This window comes from Candidatus Pelagibacter sp. PS_17 (genome assembly GCF_059417945.1).
The window spans coordinates 137,300-153,178 of sequence record NZ_CM182073.1; the positions used below are offsets into that span (position 1 = coordinate 137,300).

Sequence of the window (15,879 nt, forward strand, 5' to 3'; positions counted from 1 at the left end):
TAATATTAATTTTACAAATTAATGTAAGAAAAATATTTCTTGCCGGTTGAACTAGAAATTTTATTATGTTTAAGGTGCTTCTTCAGCATAAATCTTAAATCCAAAGATATTCTTGGTGAATTATAATTATTTACTCCATTACCATGAATTAAGTTGCCATCAAATATCATGATTTTATCTTTTTCAAATAATTTTTCTAATTTAAATTTTTTCAAAAAATGTATATGTTTTTCATTATAAAGCATCCCAATTTTGTGACAATATGATTTTTTTTTATATTTGGTATTTTTTTCTTCAATAATGAAATCTCTATTTAAAATTAATTTGTTAGAATTTTTAATATAATTTATAGAATTTGATTTAAAATTATTTCTGATTGGTATCCAAAGATTATAAATATTATCCCATGATTCATCACCATAAAATTTTTCTTGGTGAAGTATAATTGGTTTCATGACTTTATCTTTTTGCACATATCTTAAAATAAAATCACTTACTACAAATTTTGAAGACTTAAATTCTTTAATTAACTCTTTTTTTATCAACTTAAAGATTATTAATTTCTTTTTTTTAAGATTAATTTCTTTTTGACATTTATAAACATATTTTGGTAAATCTTTATTTTTAATTTTTTTGGTTTTTGGAATATGACTATCAATTATCGAGTTTATGTCACCAATATATTTATCAATATTCTTGTTTATCTTAATTGTAAATAAATTTCTTTGTTTGGATTTTTTCATTAGGAATGTTATATGATCTATTGTTCTATAAATTTCAATAAAAATGAAAATATATATTTATAAAGAAATAATCAACCTATATAATAATAATCTACTAGATAAACTTAGAGATTTCAAAGTTGATGATAATTTATCTGTTTGGGTTCCCCATGAAGATATAACCTTAAGTTTACTAAATTTATTTGACGCAAGTGAAGAAAGTAAAATCCAGATAAAATTTGATGAAAATCAATTTAAATTAATAAATTTTAATAAAATTAAAGATAATCTTATTAACGAAGGAAATTTTGCTATTGATGAGATTTCAAATTCAGTAATTTTTCAAAGAACTTCAGAGTTAAATGAAATAAAAATTGTCCCTAATTTAAAAAAAAAGATATATCCAAAAAAAAAAACTGAATATAAAAATGCTGACAAAAAAGATAATCAACTTATAAAAGATGAATATCTTTTAAATTTGAAGAAAATTAGTTTTTCTAGAAATTTTGAAAAAAAAATAAATCCATCATCTGTATCAACAATATCATATTCTGATGATATATGTGAATTAGAAATTTTAATTAATCCAATGAATCATATTATTTTGGATTGTTATTTTTTAAATAAAAACGTTAATGCAACTTATAAATTATTTGGAATAATTTTACTTAATCAAATGGTGGGTCTGCCAATCCAAGAAATTAAAGATCATTTAATGACCAAATTTGAGTATAAAATTAGAACAAGAAAAATTGAAAGTCACGTTGGGATTATATTAAAGCATAAAGGCGGAACAATATTTGGTTATTTTCAAGAAATAATTAATAAAGTTTATTTTGACTATACTAATAAAAATAATATTAAACTTGGTCCTAATTTTTATAATACTTCAACTCCTGATTTTTGGAAAAATATTGATAAAGAGGAAAAATCCTTGAAAATAATTGAAATTATTAAAAAGTTTAATGAAATTAATGCATCAAGTATAAATAAAAAATTTGAATTATCTCATTTAGCTGGTGAAAATAGAGTTTTTTTAAAAACAAAAGAGCTATTTATAGACAATAAAGATAACTATCTTTTTTTTGAAATTGAAAATTTTTTAAATAAAGGTTTAGATATGAAATTTGAAGTGTATTATGTTAATAGAGAAGATGAAAACAAAATGAGGAAAAAATGAAAGATTTTCAAGATTTAATTTTAGATGGTACAAAAATAAAATGGCATGCTGAAAGAATTAAGGCATGGGAAAATGGTGAAAAAATTGCTCCAATAACAATAGACATGGCTTTAACAAGAGCTTGTAATTATTCATGTGGTTTTTGTTACGCAATGTTGCAAGAAAATGAGAGAAAAGTAATAAATAAAAAAAATATTTTTGAATTTTTAGAAGATTGTGCTGAGATTGGAGTAAAGGGAATTAGTTTTGTTTCTGATGGAGAAAGCACAATTTCACCTGTGTTTACGGAAGCATGTAAATATGGTTATGAGTTAGGTTTATCAATGGCAGTGGGTACAAATGGATTTGTTTTAACAAAAAAAAAATCTGCAGAAATTCTTCCATACCTAACATATTTGAGAATTAATTTTTCAGCTGGAGAGAGAAAAAGATATGCTGAAATTATGGGAACCAAAGAAAAATCTTTTGATAGAGTTTGCCAAAATATAAGAGATATGATGGAAATAAAAAAGAAAAATAACCTCAATTGCACTGTAGGTATGCAAATGGTTTTAATGCCCAAAGATGAAGATCAAATAATACCGTTAGCTAAATTAGGAAAAGAGCTTAGACCTGATTATGCAATAATTAAACATTGTTCTGATAATGAGGACGGTGATTTAGGTATTGATTATGAAGCTTATGAAAAGCTTTATGACAAATTGAGAAAAGCTGAGTCTTATTCTGACGAGGAATATAAAGTTGTAATAAAGTGGTCAAAAATAGGAGACAAAGGTACAAGAAGTTATCAAAGGTGTTATGGTGCTCCATTTATGCTCCAAATTTCTGGATCTGGTCTAATTGCACCATGTGGCATGTTGTTCAATGATAGATATAAAAAATTTCATATTGGAAACATTGCAGAAGAAAGATTTAAAAATATTTGGAATTCAGATAGATATTGGGAAGTTATGAGATATTTATCATCTCCAGAATTTAATGCTCAAAAAATGTGTGGATCATTATGTCTTCAGCACAAGGTTAATGAAACTCTAGATAAATATGTAAAAGGTGAAGTGAAAATTCAAAAACCAACTGGAGAAGATCCTCCTCATGTTGATTTTATATAATTTACAATTATATTGAAAGATATGGATATTAAATTTGATTTAGAGAAAGATGGAGTAACTTTTTTAAAGAATGTTTGGGAAAAAAACGAACTTACAAATTTAATAAAAGAGTATGATGATTTGGATTGCAATCTTACTAATACAGACATTCCAAAAAACGAACCAATTATTGTTTTTTGGTAACATGTATTGGGTGAACAAAAAAGAATATGCACGTTTAAGGAATTTCCAGCTATGTGGACTCACATAAATAAAAATATAGTTCCAATAGTAAGAAAAATTTTAAAAGGTAAAGTAAAAAAACTACAATTATTAGAGACAATTATTTTCAACAAACCTTTTGAAAAAAGCAATACATTGCACTGGCATCAAGATGTTGCATATTTTCCTTTAAAACCTAACAATCAAGTAGCGGTGTGGTTTCCACTTGAAGCTGTTGATGAGCAGGCAGGAGCACTTAATTATGCAATTGGCTCACATAAAGAAGGAATAAAAGGTTCGACTAGTCTTCATGATAGAAAACCTTTTGATGGTGAAGATAGAGACTTAATACCTAAAGATCCATCAGAAGCTGGATATGATGTGGTTTGCATGGAAATGGATAATACCGATATTGTTTGTCATAATGGTTATACTTGGCATTATTCAGGACCCAATAAAAAACCTAATTATACTCGAAAAGGTGTATCCGTTAGGTTTGTAATTGAAGATTGTGTTTTTGATCCAAGACCAGGTCAAGGTGCAGCATTTACAAAACAAATAGAATTAAAAAAAGGAGATAAATTTGAAGGAGCTCCTTTTCCACTTCTATGATCAAGTCTGTAGCTGGCATTGTTTATATAAAGAATAAATATTTGTTTCAAGTAAGAGACAAAAAACCAAGCATTTGGTTTCCTGGTTTTCATGGCTTCTTTGGAGGATTAGTAGACAAAGGTGAGACACCAAATCAAGCTATTAAAAGGGAGATTTTAGAAGAATTAAATGTTTCAATTACAAAATCAGAATTGCTAATAAATTTGAATTTTCAAACAAAAAAATTAAAAGAAAAAAGAGACAGATATTACTATATTCTAAACTTAAAGAAAAACTTTGAAAAAAAATTAATCATCAGTGAAGGAGCAGGATTTAAATTTTTCTCTATTGATCAAATAAAACTTAGCAATATGATCCCCTGGGATATTACAGCTATATATTATCATCAACTTTTAATTAAAAAAAAAGAATTTAGACCAAAATAAACTTTATTTAAGAATCAGATCTAAAGATTTAAAAAGAGTTCTTAAATCAAATACTTTATCATTACCAATATTATTTGCATGAAGACCAGCAGCAATATGACATATTAAACATATTTCTTTATCAGTAAATTTTTTTGAAATCTTTAGAGCAATATAAATTGAAAAGAAAACATCACCACTACCTGTAGTATCTTTAAATGTAGAGTAAACAGTAGGGCTAAAAGTTATCAATTTTTTTGTAATATGATAACAGCCAAACTTACCCATTGTGATAATAAAGTTTTCAAATTTTTTAATAAAATCTTTATTTATATTTATTAGTTTTTTTATTGAGGTGTTTTTATCTTGAACCGACAACCTAAATTCTTGTTCATCCATTGAGATTGTATTAGCCTTAGAATATTTATTAACTAAATTAAATCCAAAATTTGATGAATTGCTCTGGCAATTAATAAAGGTTTTTTTATTTAATTTTCCTAAAGTTTTAACCACATCATCATTTATTAGATTATGTCCAAAATCAAACACAACAATGTAATCATAATCTTTATGATTTTTTTTTATAAACTCATTTATTTTTGAACCAGCTTTGTCTATAAGTGAGTAATCATCATTATAATTTATTTGATATAATCTATTATTTGAGTATTTATCTATAAATCTTTTTTTAATTATAAATTTACAATCTTTATCTTTAATTTTTTTTAATTTAATTTTTTTATCAATTAAAAATTTGTTAGTATATTTTTTATTATGATTATTATAAAACGTAACAAAATCTATTTTATTCATAAATTCTTTTAAAACATTTGTTACCAAAATAGTTCCACCACCAAATGAAATAGTATTAAGGTGTTTTGAAGAAAGAATATTATTTTTTGAAGATTTTCCTTGAATTTGTACATAATTATAAACATCAATTATTGGCTCTCCAATAACCAAGATTCTTTTATTCAATCTTTTTTTAAGAAAAGATAGATATTTATTTTTTAAATTATCTTTATCGATGTCTTTTAGGTATTCTTTAACTTCATCAGATAAAAAATTTGTTTCATTATTTATGATTTTAGTTGAAGAATGCATAGGTGTGTTAGCTACTATGAATTTACCACCAACTGATTTTATAGCTTTAATTTCTTTATAAATATTTTTTGTAATATCATTTTTTTTATTTTTATAATCTTGTCCCTTTGCATAATAATTTGGTTTAATTACTTTAATTATTCTTTCTGCTGTTTCAGATTTACTAACTGTTATAAAATCAACAAGATCAAGCTTGCTCAACATCTTTATTCTTTCCTTGATCTTAAACATTGGTCTTCCAGGACCTTTGTTCACAAATTCATCATCTGTAAGTGATATAATTAACTTGTCAGCTTGTTTTTTGATATCTTCAAAATAGCTTATATGGCCTACGTGAAGAACATCGAAGACCCCATGTAACAACGCGACAGTCTGTTTCTTTTTTTTAATCTTCTTAATTATTTCTGCTAATTCATTATTTAGAAATATTTTATTCATCTTTTAGATATTTAAACCAGTCTTTTGTTGCTGTTTTAATCTTATTTTTAGTCCAAAGTGGAGCATCTTTCCAGTATTCTATATTTTTTTTCATTTCTTCCACTCCTTTACTTATACTAACTTTTGCCTTCCATTTTATTTCCTTTTCTATTTTTTTAATTGACCCAAGTGTTTTATCTGGTTCTCCCGGTCTTACAGGCAGCCTTATTCTTTTTTTATATTTTAATAACTCTATTATTTTATTAATTGATGAAGCTTTACCTGTTCCTAAATTAAATATTTCACCACTTTTACCTTTTAAAAATACTTTATACATACCCTCAACTACATCAGTAACATAGGTAAAATCTCTTGATTGTTTTCCATCACCGACCACTGTAAGTGGAAAATTTTTTAAAATTTGTGCTAAAAAAACTCCAAAAACTGCCCCATAAGCACCTGACGTTCTTGATCTTGGACCATAAACATTAAACAATCTTATTGAGTTACAATTCATTTTGTAAATTTTTTTCCAATGCATAACAACTTGTTCGCCTAAATTTTTACTTAAGGCGTATGGATATTCACATTTTATTTCTGAGTTTTCTTTTGTGGGATATTTTTTTGGAATTCCGTAACATGATGAAGATGCTATATAAATAAATTTCTTAATTTTTTTCTCTCTGGCTATTTCTAATATTTTTGTTGTGCCCATTACATTAGTTTCCATATATTTTATAGGGTCAATTATTGATGGAACAATATCAGCCATAGCAGCTAAATGAAAAATTCCATAAATTTTTTTATTCTTTAATTTGGTTAAAATTTTTTTTTTATTTAAAATACTTTCTTGAATGAGAATTATGTTTTTAGATTTAACTAGATTTGATTTTTTTCCAGAAAATAGGTTATCTATTACAAAAACTTTAAATCCTTTTTTTACCAAAAGTTCTGACAAATGACTGCCAATAAAACCACATCCACCAGTTACAATGATATTTTTCACTTAATTAAATTAAACCTAGAGTTTTTGCTGTAGAAAAATAATAGTCACCTTTATAGCCAATAAATTTAAAAAGTTTTAACCATTCTTTTTTACTTAGAATAGTAGTACCAATTACTGTCCAATTTAAAAAAGCATTTTTTTCTTTTTCATTTTCATATGATGCAACAACAACATAGTTTTTTTTCCCTACTCTTTGCATTTCTTTAAGAGAACTAACTGTATGTCTTAAGTTATGTGTGTAAATTGAATTAAATGCAAAAATAAAATCTATTTCTTTATTTTTAAAAGGTAATTTATAATACTCTGAATATTTAATATTCTTTTTTACATGTGGATGTGCATTTTTAATTGCATAATGATGATCTTCAACCCCATAAACTTTTATTCCTGGTAATAAATCCTGAAGATCTTTCATAAAAAACCCTTTTTTACACCCTAGGTCTAGCACTTTTGAATTTTTTGTTAATTTGTATCTTTTTATTATTTTTGGAAGGAATTTTTTCCATCTTCCGTCATAATTATAACCACCATAACCATTAATTCTTTCTCCATCATAATATGCCTTATCTAATCCCCACGCTATTATACGATTTGTAATATCTCTTTTTTTTGATATAAGCTTTCGCTTACTAATCTTTTTTTTAAAATAACCAGTATCAAAATGTTTCATAACGTTTTATTAACCCTTAAATTCTGATAAGTAAATAATATTAAATGTTAAAAAATATTTTAATTACAGGTGGTGCCGGATATGTGGGGACGATGTTGGCACATAGACTATTATCAGAAAACAAAAATGTGACTGTTTATGACACCTTTTGGTATGGTGAAGCAAAAAATTTATTTGATTCAAATTTAGATAAAATTAATATAATTAAGGCAGATATAAGAGACCCAGAAAAATTTAAAAGTGCTGTTGTAGAAAAAAATATAGATTGTGTAATTCATTTAGCTTGTGTGTCCAATGACCCTTCCTACGAACTTAATCCAGATTTAGGAAAATCTATTAATTATGACTGTTTTGAAAATTTAGTAAAAATTTCAAAAGATAACGGTGTTAAAAGATTTATCTATGCATCTTCTTCCAGTGTTTACGGTGTAAAAAAAGAAGAACAGGTTACCGAAGAGTTATCATTAGAACCTTTGACTGATTATTCTAAATATAAAGCTCTATGTGAAGAAATATTAATAAAATATGTAGATAAAAGTTTCACAGGAACTGTTGTAAGACCAGCTACTGTATGTGGATATTCTAAAAGATTAAGATTAGATTTAAGTGTTAATATTTTAACTACACATGCTTATTTTAAAAATAAAATAACAATATTTGGTGGGGAGCAATATAGACCAAATTTAAATATCTTAGATATGATTGAATTTTATGTTGAGGCTCTAAAATATGACTCTGATTTAATCAATGGAGAGATATTCAATGTAGGTTATGAAAATTTAAAAATTAAAGATATTGGTTTCTTAGTAAAAAAGATTGTAAAAAAAGATTTTGCTATTGAAACAACGCCTTCTAATGATAACAGGTCTTATAGAATTACATCAAAAAAAATAGAGGATAAGCTTGGTTTTACACCAAAAAATTCTGTTGAAGATGCAATAATAAGTTTATACCAAAATTTTGAAAACCAGAATGTAAAAAATCCTTTTGATAGTGAATTATTCTATAATGTTCAGGTGATGAAAAAAATTTATGAAAATAATTAATTCAAAATTAAAAAACCTTTATGAATTAACTAAAATAAGAATAATTGAAGAGGAAATTGCTAAGGAGTACAAAAACCAAGAGATGAGATGCCCTGTGCATTTATCTATTGGGCAAGAGGCTATACCAGTAGGAGTTAGTAGTGTACTGACAAAAAAAGATTACATAGTCAGCACGCATAGATGTCATGCGCATTATATTGCAAAAGGAGGGTCCATTGATTCATTGATTGGAGAGTTATATGGGAAGGAAACTGGTACCTGCAAAGGTATAGGTGGATCCATGCACATGTATGATAAAAGTGTAAATCATCTTGCGTCAGTTCCAATTGTAGGTGGATCAATACCAATAGGTGTAGGAATTGGCTATGGAATAAAACTTAATAAAACTAAACAGGTATCTGTAATATATTTTGGAGATGCAGCAACAGAGGAAGGTGTTTTTTTTGAAAGTTTACACTTTGCAGCGTTAAAAAAATTGCCAGTTATTTTTGTTTGTGAGGATAATAAATACTCGGTTTATACCTCAAGATATGAGAGACATGGAAATAGAGATATTAAAAAAATGATAAAATCAATGGATGTTAAATATATTGAAACAAAAAAAAATGATGTGAATGATATTCAAAAAAAGGCCACGATAGCCAAGAAACATGCTATTTCTCAAGGTCCAGTTTTTCTTTATTCCAAAACATATCGACATCTTGAACATTGTGGACCTAATAATGATGATAGTCTCAATTATAGGCCCAAGGAAGAAGTAAAATATTGGTTAAAAAAAGATCCAATTGATTTGGAAATTAAAAAATTAAAAAAAGAGAAAAAATTTAATCAAGAGAATTATATTGATTTCTGTAATTCAATAAGAAAAGACTTTATCTATTCATTAATTAAAACAAAAAAAGCAAAAGCCTTTTCATCAAAAAAATTAAACAGTTTAGAGTATGCAGAATAAAAAAAATTTATTTACTGATGCTATGAGTGAGGCACTCGTACAATCTATGCAAAAAGATAAAAATGTTGTTATACTTGGAGAGGGTGTAACTGATGTAAAAGGAATATTTAATACTACAAATTTGGCTTTAAAAAAGTTTGGCCCCAATAGAGTTATCGAGACACCTGTCTCAGAAAATGCCGTAACAGGAATTCAGTTAGGCATGTCTCTGTTAGGTAAAAAACCAATTTTGATGCATGCAAGAGTTGATTTTTCTTTGCTTGGGTTTGACCAGTTGTTAAATAATGCTGCTAAATGGCATTATATGTTTGGTGGTACGATGAATGTACCTATTGTAATTAGATTAATAATAGGAAGAGGATGGGGTCAAGGACCACAGCACTCTCAAAGTTTAGAAAGTGTATTCTCGCACTTTCCAGGATTGAAAGTTGTTGTTCCTTCTACAGCAAGTGATTGCAAAGGGTTAATGGCAGCAAGTATTTTTGATAAGAACCCTGTGGTTTTTATTGAACATAGGTGGTTACATTATTACTCATCTAATTATAAAAAAAATCTTTATAAGATCAATCTTAATGAAAGTATTGATGTTAAAAAAAAAGGTAAGGATTTAACAATATTATCATCTTCTATTATGCTTATTGAAAGTTTGAAGTCTGCAAAAATATTAAAAAAATATGGAATTGATATTGAAGTTCTTGATTTAAGAGTTTTAAGGCCATTAAATTTGAATAAACTTTATTCCTCTTTAAGAAAAACAAAGAAATTTATTTTTGTTGATAATGGTTGGAAAACTTTTGGCGTTGGTGCTGAAATTTTTGCTAATATTCTTGAGAAAAACATAAAATTAAAAAATGTTCCTTCTCGTTTAGCTTGTAAAAATTATCCCACACCTAGCTCACCTCATTTGAATAGCGATTATTATGTGACTATTAAAGATATTTGTGATGAAGTGTGTAAATGCCTTGCAATAAAAAAAGATACTAAATATAAAATTCATAAAGAATGTGAGGATATTATGTCTAAAGTTCCACACGATTTACCAAATTTAAACTTTAAAGGTCCCTTTTAATTATGAAAAATCCAAAAGTTAGATACTCATATTTGCCACAGCAATTTAAAAAAATTGATCATATTTTAAAAAAAGTAAAAAAAGTAATCCAGTCTGGTGATTTTACTCTTGGTAAAGAGTTAGGAATTTTTGAAAAAAAATTTGCTAACTTAATAGGAACAAAATATGCTGTTGGAGTTAATTCTGGCACAGATGCAATCAAACTTTCGTTGGCAGCTGTTGGTATAAAAAAGGGAGATGAGGTAATAACAGCTGCAAATACATTTGTTGCTACAGTCGGTGGTATATGTGAGTTAGGTGCAAAACCAGTTTTTGTTGATGTGCTCGAGAATTATTGTATGGACGCAGATTTAATCGAAGCAAAAATAACAAAAAAGACAAAAGCTATACTTCCTGTACATTTCACTGGTTACACACCAAACATGTCTAAAATTATGTCTTTATCAAAAAAATATAAAATCCCAGTAATCGAAGACGCTTGCCAAGGGATATTATCTAGCTTCAATAAAAAAAATTCAGGAACATGGGGCATCACTGGTTGTTTTTCCCTTCATCCATTAAAAAATTTAAACGTATGGTCTGATGGTGGGGTAATAACTACAAATAACAAAAAAATATATAATAGATTACGATTATTAAGAAATCATGGATTGATAAATAGAGATGAATTTATCATAACTGGATACAATTCAAGACTTGATACAATTCAAGCAGCAGTAGGTAATTGTTTAATAAAAGATGTTAAAAAATTAACAAATCAAAGAATATTAAACGCTAAATTTTATGATAAAGAATTTAAAAAAGTTAAAGAATTAAAGATACCTAAAAGAGAAAAAAATAATAGAAACGTATTTCATTTATACGTAATTTTTGCGAAAAAAAGAAATCAATTGCTTAAATATTGTTTAGAAAAAGGTATAGAGTGTAAAATTCACTACCCTAAAGAATTGTATCTACAAAAGGGTTTAAAATTTTTAAATCACAAAAGAGGCGACTTTCCTGTAACAGATTGGCAATGTAAGAATATAATTTCATTTCCTGTTGATCAATACCTTTCTAAAAAACAACTTTCTTACGTAACGAAAACAGTTATTAATTTTTATAATAAATAGATGCAAATTCCTTTTGTTAATCTAAAAAAACAATCTGAATTAGAAAAAAATATAATAATTAAATCAGTTAAAAAAGTTTTAAAGAAGAGTAGTTTTATATTAGGTGATGACAATAGAATATTAGAGAAAAAAATTGAAAAATACACAAAAGCTAAATATTGTGCCCTCTTAAACTCAGGAACAGATGCATTAACCCTAGCATTACATGTTGTTGGTGTAAAAAGAGGAGATGAAGTAATTACTTGCTCAAATTCATTCATAGCATCGGCAGCTGCAATAGTTCACTTGGGGGCTAAACCAATTTTTATTGATGTTAAAGATGATCAAAATATGGATCCAAAATTAATTGAAAAAAAAATTACAAAAAAAACAAAGGCAATTATGCCTGTTCATTTAACAGGGAGAGTTTGTGATATGACTCCAATTATTAGAATTGCAAAAAAATATAATTTAAAGATAGTTGAAGACGCAGCACAATCTTTTGGCTCAAAATATAAAGAAAAATTTTCAGGAACTTTTGGAGATATTGGTTGTATCTCACTTCATCCATTAAAAAATTTCAATGGAGTAGGAGATGGAGGATTAATTTTAACTAATTCAAAGAAATACTATGAAAGAATTGTTAGTTTAAGAAATCACGGAATTAAAGATAGAAATTTTGTTGATGAATTTGGATATGTATCAAGATATGACTCTTTAAAAGCAGCAATTTTAATTAATAGATTTAGAAGCTTAAAAAAAATAATTAACAATAGAAGAAAAAATGCTAAACTTTATCAAAAATTGCTAAATACAAAAAAAATATTTATACCAGTAGAAACTAAGAATGAATTCAATACGTACCATACTTTTGTAATTCAGGTTGAAAATAGAGAGAAATTAATTGATTATTTAAAAAGAAAAAAAATATCAACAGCTATTCATTATCCTATACCTATTCATATGCAAAAAGCTTATAAGAGAATAAACAATTTTAAAGTTTATCTGCCTAAAACAATGGCACAATCTAAAAGAATTTTATCTTTACCAATCAACGATTATTTAAGCAAAAGAGAAATCATATATATTTCAAAGAATATTAATAAATTTTATAATTGATGAAAATTTTAGTAATTGGGAGCAATTCTTTTAGTGGGTCAAATCTTATAAATTTATTTTTAAACCAAGGTTATGAAGTTTTTGGCATTAGTAGGTCTAATGAATATCCAAGTATTTTTTTACCTTATAAAAATAATGCTAATCTAAAAAATTTCAAATTTTATAAATTAAATCTTAATTTTGATAATATAAAAATAGCTAATTTAATAAAAAAAGAGAAAATTAAAAATATATTTAATTTTGCAGCACAAGGTGAGGTTAGATCAAGTTTTTATTTTCCCCTTGATCATTATCAAACCAATCTCATGGCACATGTAAACTTTCTTGAAAAAATTAAAAAATTTAATTTTATTGAAAATTATATTCAAATTTCAACACCAGAAGTATATGGAACAAATAAAGAATTTGTTTTTGAAAGTTTTAATCTAAACCCTTCCTCACCTTATGCATCATCAAAAGCTGCATTAGATCTTTATTTATTAACTTTATATAAAACTTTTGGATTTCCTGTCAAATTTATAAGATCCTCAAATGTCTATGGCCCATGCCAACAATTGTATAGAATAATACCTAAATCTTTTATCTTATTTAATCAAAACAAAAAAATTAGCCTAGATGGAGGAGGTAAAGCAAAAAAAACTTATACATATATTGATGATATTTCAGAGGGTGAGATGTTAGTTATGAAAAAAGGAAAGATAGGTGAGGTTTATCATTTATCCTCAAATAAATTAATAAGTATTAAAAATGTTGTTCAAAAAATAGCAAAGTATAGCAACAAAAAATTTTCAAACTGTGTAAAAATAAGTGAAGAAAGAATTGGTCAAGATAGATATTATAATATTTCTTCAGAAAAAATAAAAAAAGAGTTAAAGTGGAAAGCAAAAACTGATTTTGATTTAGGCCTCATGATGACATACAAGTGGATACAAGATAACTTTGACTATCTAAAAAAAAAGAAATTATTTTATCAACACCAAAAATAATATTTTGAAAATTAACTATTATTCGCTTTGTTGGAGCAAAGATTACTTAAATCTTTTATTTAAATTTTCATTAAAAAGTTTCTTTTCTTCAAAGTTTAAAGATAAAAACAATTCACATAAATTATTTATTTATACAGATGAATTTTCAGTAATTAATAAAAAATATAAAAAAGATATTAATTATTTAAGAAAAAAGAATATTCAGATTAAGTTAGTAAATTATAAAAAAAAAATTGATGATTTTAAAAAATTAAAAAGACTAAGTGTCTGGAGATTTTTAGGGAAATATCAAAAAAATGTTTTAATGCATGCCAAAAAAAATGGTGCCATGTGTTGCTTTATTTATCCTGATGAAATTCATTCAGAAAAATTATCTAATAAAATTTTAGAAAAAATAAAATATTACGATTATGTGTTCACACCATCAAATGAGATTTTTTTAAAAGACTTTAAAATTTCGTCAATTAAAAAATTAACCGAAAAAAAATTAATTAGAATTAAATATAAAAGTATAGAGAAATATAATAAGAAAGACTTTTTTAATAATAAATTTTACACATCTCACCAACCAAGATACTATTTTAAAACTCAAAATGTTATTTCATATAAATCTTTACATTTATCACCAATAATTATGAATCCAACAAAAGTTAAGGATATTAAAAATATCTACACATTAGATACATCACTAAATTATCAAGGAAGAAAGGGTTATATTTTAAGTCCAAAAGATGGTTTGTTGTTGTCTTTAGAGAAAAATTTAGAAAGCAGTCTAGTACACAAATACAATAAAAATTTATTTTTATTATTTTTAAATAGAATAGTTTTACATATTATTTTTAATTATAAAAATATAGATGGAATTAACCCCTATAGTTACTTAAAGACCTTCACTGTTACACTGAATAAAAAAAAATCTTTTAGTTTAAAAAAAATGATAGTTTTTGATTTATTTTCTTTAATATTATTTTTAATTTCTTCTCTTTTTAAATTTATTTTTTTATTTAAAAAATATTTAAAATTGTAAATATTTAATTTAAAGTACTATATAAAATCAAGGAATTTACAAATTTTAAAAATTATTTGTTATCATTAATTTTTTAATAATAATTAATAATTTTATTTTGACTTCTTTCTATTTTCATGGTGGCATTTAAAATTTCATTTGAAGTATTATCAAAAAATATTTTTTTTCTATAATTAATTCTTTTAAAAATTATTGAGTCCTTCTTTTTTGAAACCAATCTTGATTTTTTAGTTACACTGTTTGTTAGTAAAAAAGGTGTATCAATTATTGATGCATATCCTGCTGGACCACTTTGGGTAACTATACAAAATTTTGCAAACTTATATAGTAATATCTGTAAATATAAATTTATTTCTGAATTTGAAATTTCCAAATAGTGTTTATTGTTAATATTAAGCTTTAAATCTTTTTCATCCATTAGCCTTATTACTTGATATTTTTTTTTTAACAAAAATTTGACTGTTTTTTTATAATTAATTACTTTTGCATTTCTTTTAGAGTAATAATTTTGGTTATCTCTTATATTTAAAATTATATATTTTTCCAATTTAATATTTTTATTAATTCTTTTTAGTAATTTTTTATCTTTTTTCTTAAATAAAAATATTTCATTTCTATTATTTATATCTTCATATAGACCATGAATTAAATTATATTTTGTTTTCTCGTGTGAAGTGTCTGCAATATATGGCATTAAAGTAATTTGTTTAATATTTAGTAAAGGTAAAAAGAATAAATATAAAAAAAAATTTTCTATTATTATTATTTTTGGTTTATAAAATTTATTAGCTTCATAAGTATTTGATATAAGTTTTGGGTTTAAACAAATAATTCTTTTAGTATTAAAATTAGATAATTTTAAATATTTATATAGTGTTCCAATTTGCTGTGGAGGCGCTCCTATTTGCCAAAAATTGATATAAATTAATTTATATTTAAAAAAGAATAAAATTATTGCTACAGGAATAAAAATTATAGAAATTAGATTTATTGATATGTGTTTAAAAATTAAGAGAAACTGAGATTTATTACCTTTTAGCAATAATTCAAACCTTTTATAAAGAGAAAATTTATTAACAGAATGTCCATTTTCTACGTCAACAGGATTAAGTGGTTTAAAAATTAAAAATATAATTCTTTTAAAAAACTTCATAGTAATGATAA

General features: G+C 25.1%; 17 protein-coding genes. 12 read left to right on the forward strand and 5 right to left on the reverse strand.

The genetic code is table 11. The features are described from left to right. Positions 1–11: 11 nt before the first annotated feature. Positions 12–743, reverse strand: coding sequence for a hypothetical protein (locus AC5SML_RS00730; RefSeq protein WP_494617278.1), 732 nt, complete (start codon positions 741–743; stop codon positions 12–14). A 43-nt stretch (positions 744–786) separates the two neighbouring features. Here AC5SML_RS00730 and AC5SML_RS00735 point away from each other — a divergent pair, with 43 nt between their 5' ends. Genes AC5SML_RS00735 through AC5SML_RS00755 form a run of 5 tightly spaced genes read left to right on the forward strand, consistent with a single transcriptional unit; the run spans position 787 to position 4,249 of the window. Beyond that, positions 787–1,902 (forward strand): hypothetical protein, encoded by a 1,116-nt coding sequence (locus AC5SML_RS00735; protein ID WP_494617279.1) that lies wholly within the window; start codon positions 787–789, stop codon positions 1,900–1,902. Then, positions 1,899–3,011 (forward strand): radical SAM/SPASM domain-containing protein, encoded by a 1,113-nt coding sequence (locus AC5SML_RS00740; RefSeq protein ID WP_494617281.1) that lies wholly within the window; start codon positions 1,899–1,901, stop codon positions 3,009–3,011. Before AC5SML_RS00735 ends, AC5SML_RS00740 begins: the two co-directional genes overlap by 4 nt. 21 nt (positions 3,012–3,032) lie before the next feature. Beyond that, entirely contained in the window at positions 3,033–3,194 is a 162-nt protein-coding gene (locus AC5SML_RS00745) for a hypothetical protein (protein ID WP_494617282.1), read from the forward strand. Between the two features lie 51 nt (positions 3,195–3,245). Beyond that, positions 3,246–3,824 carry a phytanoyl-CoA dioxygenase family protein gene (locus AC5SML_RS00750; protein ID WP_494617283.1) on the forward strand — a complete coding sequence of 193 codons (579 nt, stop codon included), beginning with the start codon at positions 3,246–3,248 and terminating at the stop codon, positions 3,822–3,824. After that, complete coding sequence (locus AC5SML_RS00755; protein WP_494617285.1) at positions 3,821–4,249, forward strand: NUDIX domain-containing protein; 429 nt, start codon at positions 3,821–3,823, stop codon at positions 4,247–4,249. The genes AC5SML_RS00750 and AC5SML_RS00755 overlap by 4 nt, the downstream gene beginning before the upstream one ends. Positions 4,250–4,252: 3 nt before the next feature. Here the strand turns inward: AC5SML_RS00755 and AC5SML_RS00760 are convergent, their stop codons facing one another. The 3 genes from AC5SML_RS00760 to AC5SML_RS00770 are packed head-to-tail and all read right to left on the reverse strand — an operon-like array spanning position 4,253 to position 7,425. Continuing rightward, positions 4,253–5,770: a PfkB family carbohydrate kinase gene (locus tag AC5SML_RS00760; RefSeq protein WP_494617286.1), complete on the reverse strand. Its 1,518-nt coding sequence runs from the start codon at positions 5,768–5,770 to the stop codon at positions 4,253–4,255. After that, the gene (locus tag AC5SML_RS00765; protein ID WP_494617642.1) at positions 5,763–6,746 is read right to left on the reverse strand and encodes a GDP-mannose 4,6-dehydratase; all 984 of its coding nucleotides are present in this window, start codon (positions 6,744–6,746) and stop codon (positions 5,763–5,765) included. The genes AC5SML_RS00760 and AC5SML_RS00765 overlap by 8 nt, the downstream gene beginning before the upstream one ends. 13 nt (positions 6,747–6,759) lie before the next feature. Further along, on the reverse strand, positions 6,760–7,425 hold the full coding sequence (locus AC5SML_RS00770; RefSeq protein WP_494617288.1) for a class I SAM-dependent methyltransferase: 666 nt from the start codon (positions 7,423–7,425) through the stop codon (positions 6,760–6,762). A 44-nt stretch (positions 7,426–7,469) separates the two neighbouring features. Here AC5SML_RS00770 and AC5SML_RS00775 point away from each other — a divergent pair, with 44 nt between their 5' ends. Genes AC5SML_RS00775 through AC5SML_RS00805 form a run of 7 tightly spaced genes read left to right on the forward strand, consistent with a single transcriptional unit; the run spans position 7,470 to position 14,715 of the window. Then, positions 7,470–8,471, forward strand: coding sequence for an NAD-dependent epimerase/dehydratase family protein (locus AC5SML_RS00775; protein ID WP_494617290.1), 1,002 nt, complete (start codon positions 7,470–7,472; stop codon positions 8,469–8,471). Beyond that, a complete protein-coding gene (locus tag AC5SML_RS00780; protein WP_494617291.1) occupies positions 8,458–9,423 on the forward strand; it encodes a thiamine pyrophosphate-dependent dehydrogenase E1 component subunit alpha in 966 nt (321 codons plus the stop codon). Before AC5SML_RS00775 ends, AC5SML_RS00780 begins: the two co-directional genes overlap by 14 nt. Continuing rightward, positions 9,413–10,492, forward strand: a complete 1,080-nt coding sequence (locus AC5SML_RS00785) for an alpha-ketoacid dehydrogenase subunit beta (RefSeq protein WP_494617292.1) — start codon at positions 9,413–9,415, stop codon at positions 10,490–10,492. Before AC5SML_RS00780 ends, AC5SML_RS00785 begins: the two co-directional genes overlap by 11 nt. A gap of 2 nt (positions 10,493–10,494) precedes the next feature. After that, on the forward strand, positions 10,495–11,604 hold the full coding sequence (locus AC5SML_RS00790) for a DegT/DnrJ/EryC1/StrS family aminotransferase (protein ID WP_494617293.1): 1,110 nt from the start codon (positions 10,495–10,497) through the stop codon (positions 11,602–11,604). After that, complete coding sequence (locus tag AC5SML_RS00795) at positions 11,605–12,702, forward strand: DegT/DnrJ/EryC1/StrS family aminotransferase (RefSeq protein ID WP_494617295.1); 1,098 nt, start codon at positions 11,605–11,607, stop codon at positions 12,700–12,702. Next, a complete protein-coding gene (locus tag AC5SML_RS00800) occupies positions 12,702–13,688 on the forward strand; it encodes a GDP-mannose 4,6-dehydratase (protein WP_494617297.1) in 987 nt (328 codons plus the stop codon). The genes AC5SML_RS00795 and AC5SML_RS00800 overlap by 1 nt, the downstream gene beginning before the upstream one ends. A 4-nt stretch (positions 13,689–13,692) precedes the next feature. Next, entirely contained in the window at positions 13,693–14,715 is a 1,023-nt protein-coding gene (locus AC5SML_RS00805; RefSeq protein ID WP_494617298.1) for a hypothetical protein, read from the forward strand. Between the two features lie 73 nt (positions 14,716–14,788). Here AC5SML_RS00805 and AC5SML_RS00810 read toward each other — a convergent pair whose 3' ends face one another. Beyond that, positions 14,789–15,868 carry a TIGR04372 family glycosyltransferase gene (locus AC5SML_RS00810; RefSeq protein ID WP_494617299.1) on the reverse strand — a complete coding sequence of 360 codons (1,080 nt, stop codon included), beginning with the start codon at positions 15,866–15,868 and terminating at the stop codon, positions 14,789–14,791. Between the last annotated feature and the right edge of the window lie 11 nt (positions 15,869–15,879).

What these genes read in the sequence shown, in the direction of transcription:
- AC5SML_RS00730 (WP_494617278.1), bottom strand. Translation starts at nt 743, where the DNA reads ATGAAAAAATCCAAACAAAGAAATTTATTTACAATTAAGATAAACAAG.
- AC5SML_RS00735 (WP_494617279.1), top strand. Translation starts at nt 787, where the DNA reads ATGAAAATATATATTTATAAAGAAATAATCAACCTATATAATAATAAT.
- AC5SML_RS00740 (WP_494617281.1), top strand. Translation starts at nt 1,899, where the DNA reads ATGAAAGATTTTCAAGATTTAATTTTAGATGGTACAAAAATAAAATGG.
- AC5SML_RS00745 (WP_494617282.1), top strand. Translation starts at nt 3,033, where the DNA reads ATGGATATTAAATTTGATTTAGAGAAAGATGGAGTAACTTTTTTAAAG.
- AC5SML_RS00750 (WP_494617283.1), top strand. Translation starts at nt 3,246, where the DNA reads ATGTGGACTCACATAAATAAAAATATAGTTCCAATAGTAAGAAAAATT.
- AC5SML_RS00755 (WP_494617285.1), top strand. Translation starts at nt 3,821, where the DNA reads ATGATCAAGTCTGTAGCTGGCATTGTTTATATAAAGAATAAATATTTG.
- AC5SML_RS00760 (WP_494617286.1), bottom strand. Translation starts at nt 5,770, where the DNA reads ATGAATAAAATATTTCTAAATAATGAATTAGCAGAAATAATTAAGAAG.
- AC5SML_RS00770 (WP_494617288.1), bottom strand. Translation starts at nt 7,425, where the DNA reads ATGAAACATTTTGATACTGGTTATTTTAAAAAAAAGATTAGTAAGCGA.
- AC5SML_RS00775 (WP_494617290.1), top strand. Translation starts at nt 7,470, where the DNA reads ATGTTAAAAAATATTTTAATTACAGGTGGTGCCGGATATGTGGGGACG.
- AC5SML_RS00780 (WP_494617291.1), top strand. Translation starts at nt 8,458, where the DNA reads ATGAAAATAATTAATTCAAAATTAAAAAACCTTTATGAATTAACTAAA.
- AC5SML_RS00785 (WP_494617292.1), top strand. Translation starts at nt 9,413, where the DNA reads ATGCAGAATAAAAAAAATTTATTTACTGATGCTATGAGTGAGGCACTC.
- AC5SML_RS00790 (WP_494617293.1), top strand. Translation starts at nt 10,495, where the DNA reads ATGAAAAATCCAAAAGTTAGATACTCATATTTGCCACAGCAATTTAAA.
- AC5SML_RS00795 (WP_494617295.1), top strand. Translation starts at nt 11,605, where the DNA reads ATGCAAATTCCTTTTGTTAATCTAAAAAAACAATCTGAATTAGAAAAA.
- AC5SML_RS00800 (WP_494617297.1), top strand. Translation starts at nt 12,702, where the DNA reads ATGAAAATTTTAGTAATTGGGAGCAATTCTTTTAGTGGGTCAAATCTT.
- AC5SML_RS00810 (WP_494617299.1), bottom strand. Translation starts at nt 15,868, where the DNA reads ATGAAGTTTTTTAAAAGAATTATATTTTTAATTTTTAAACCACTTAAT.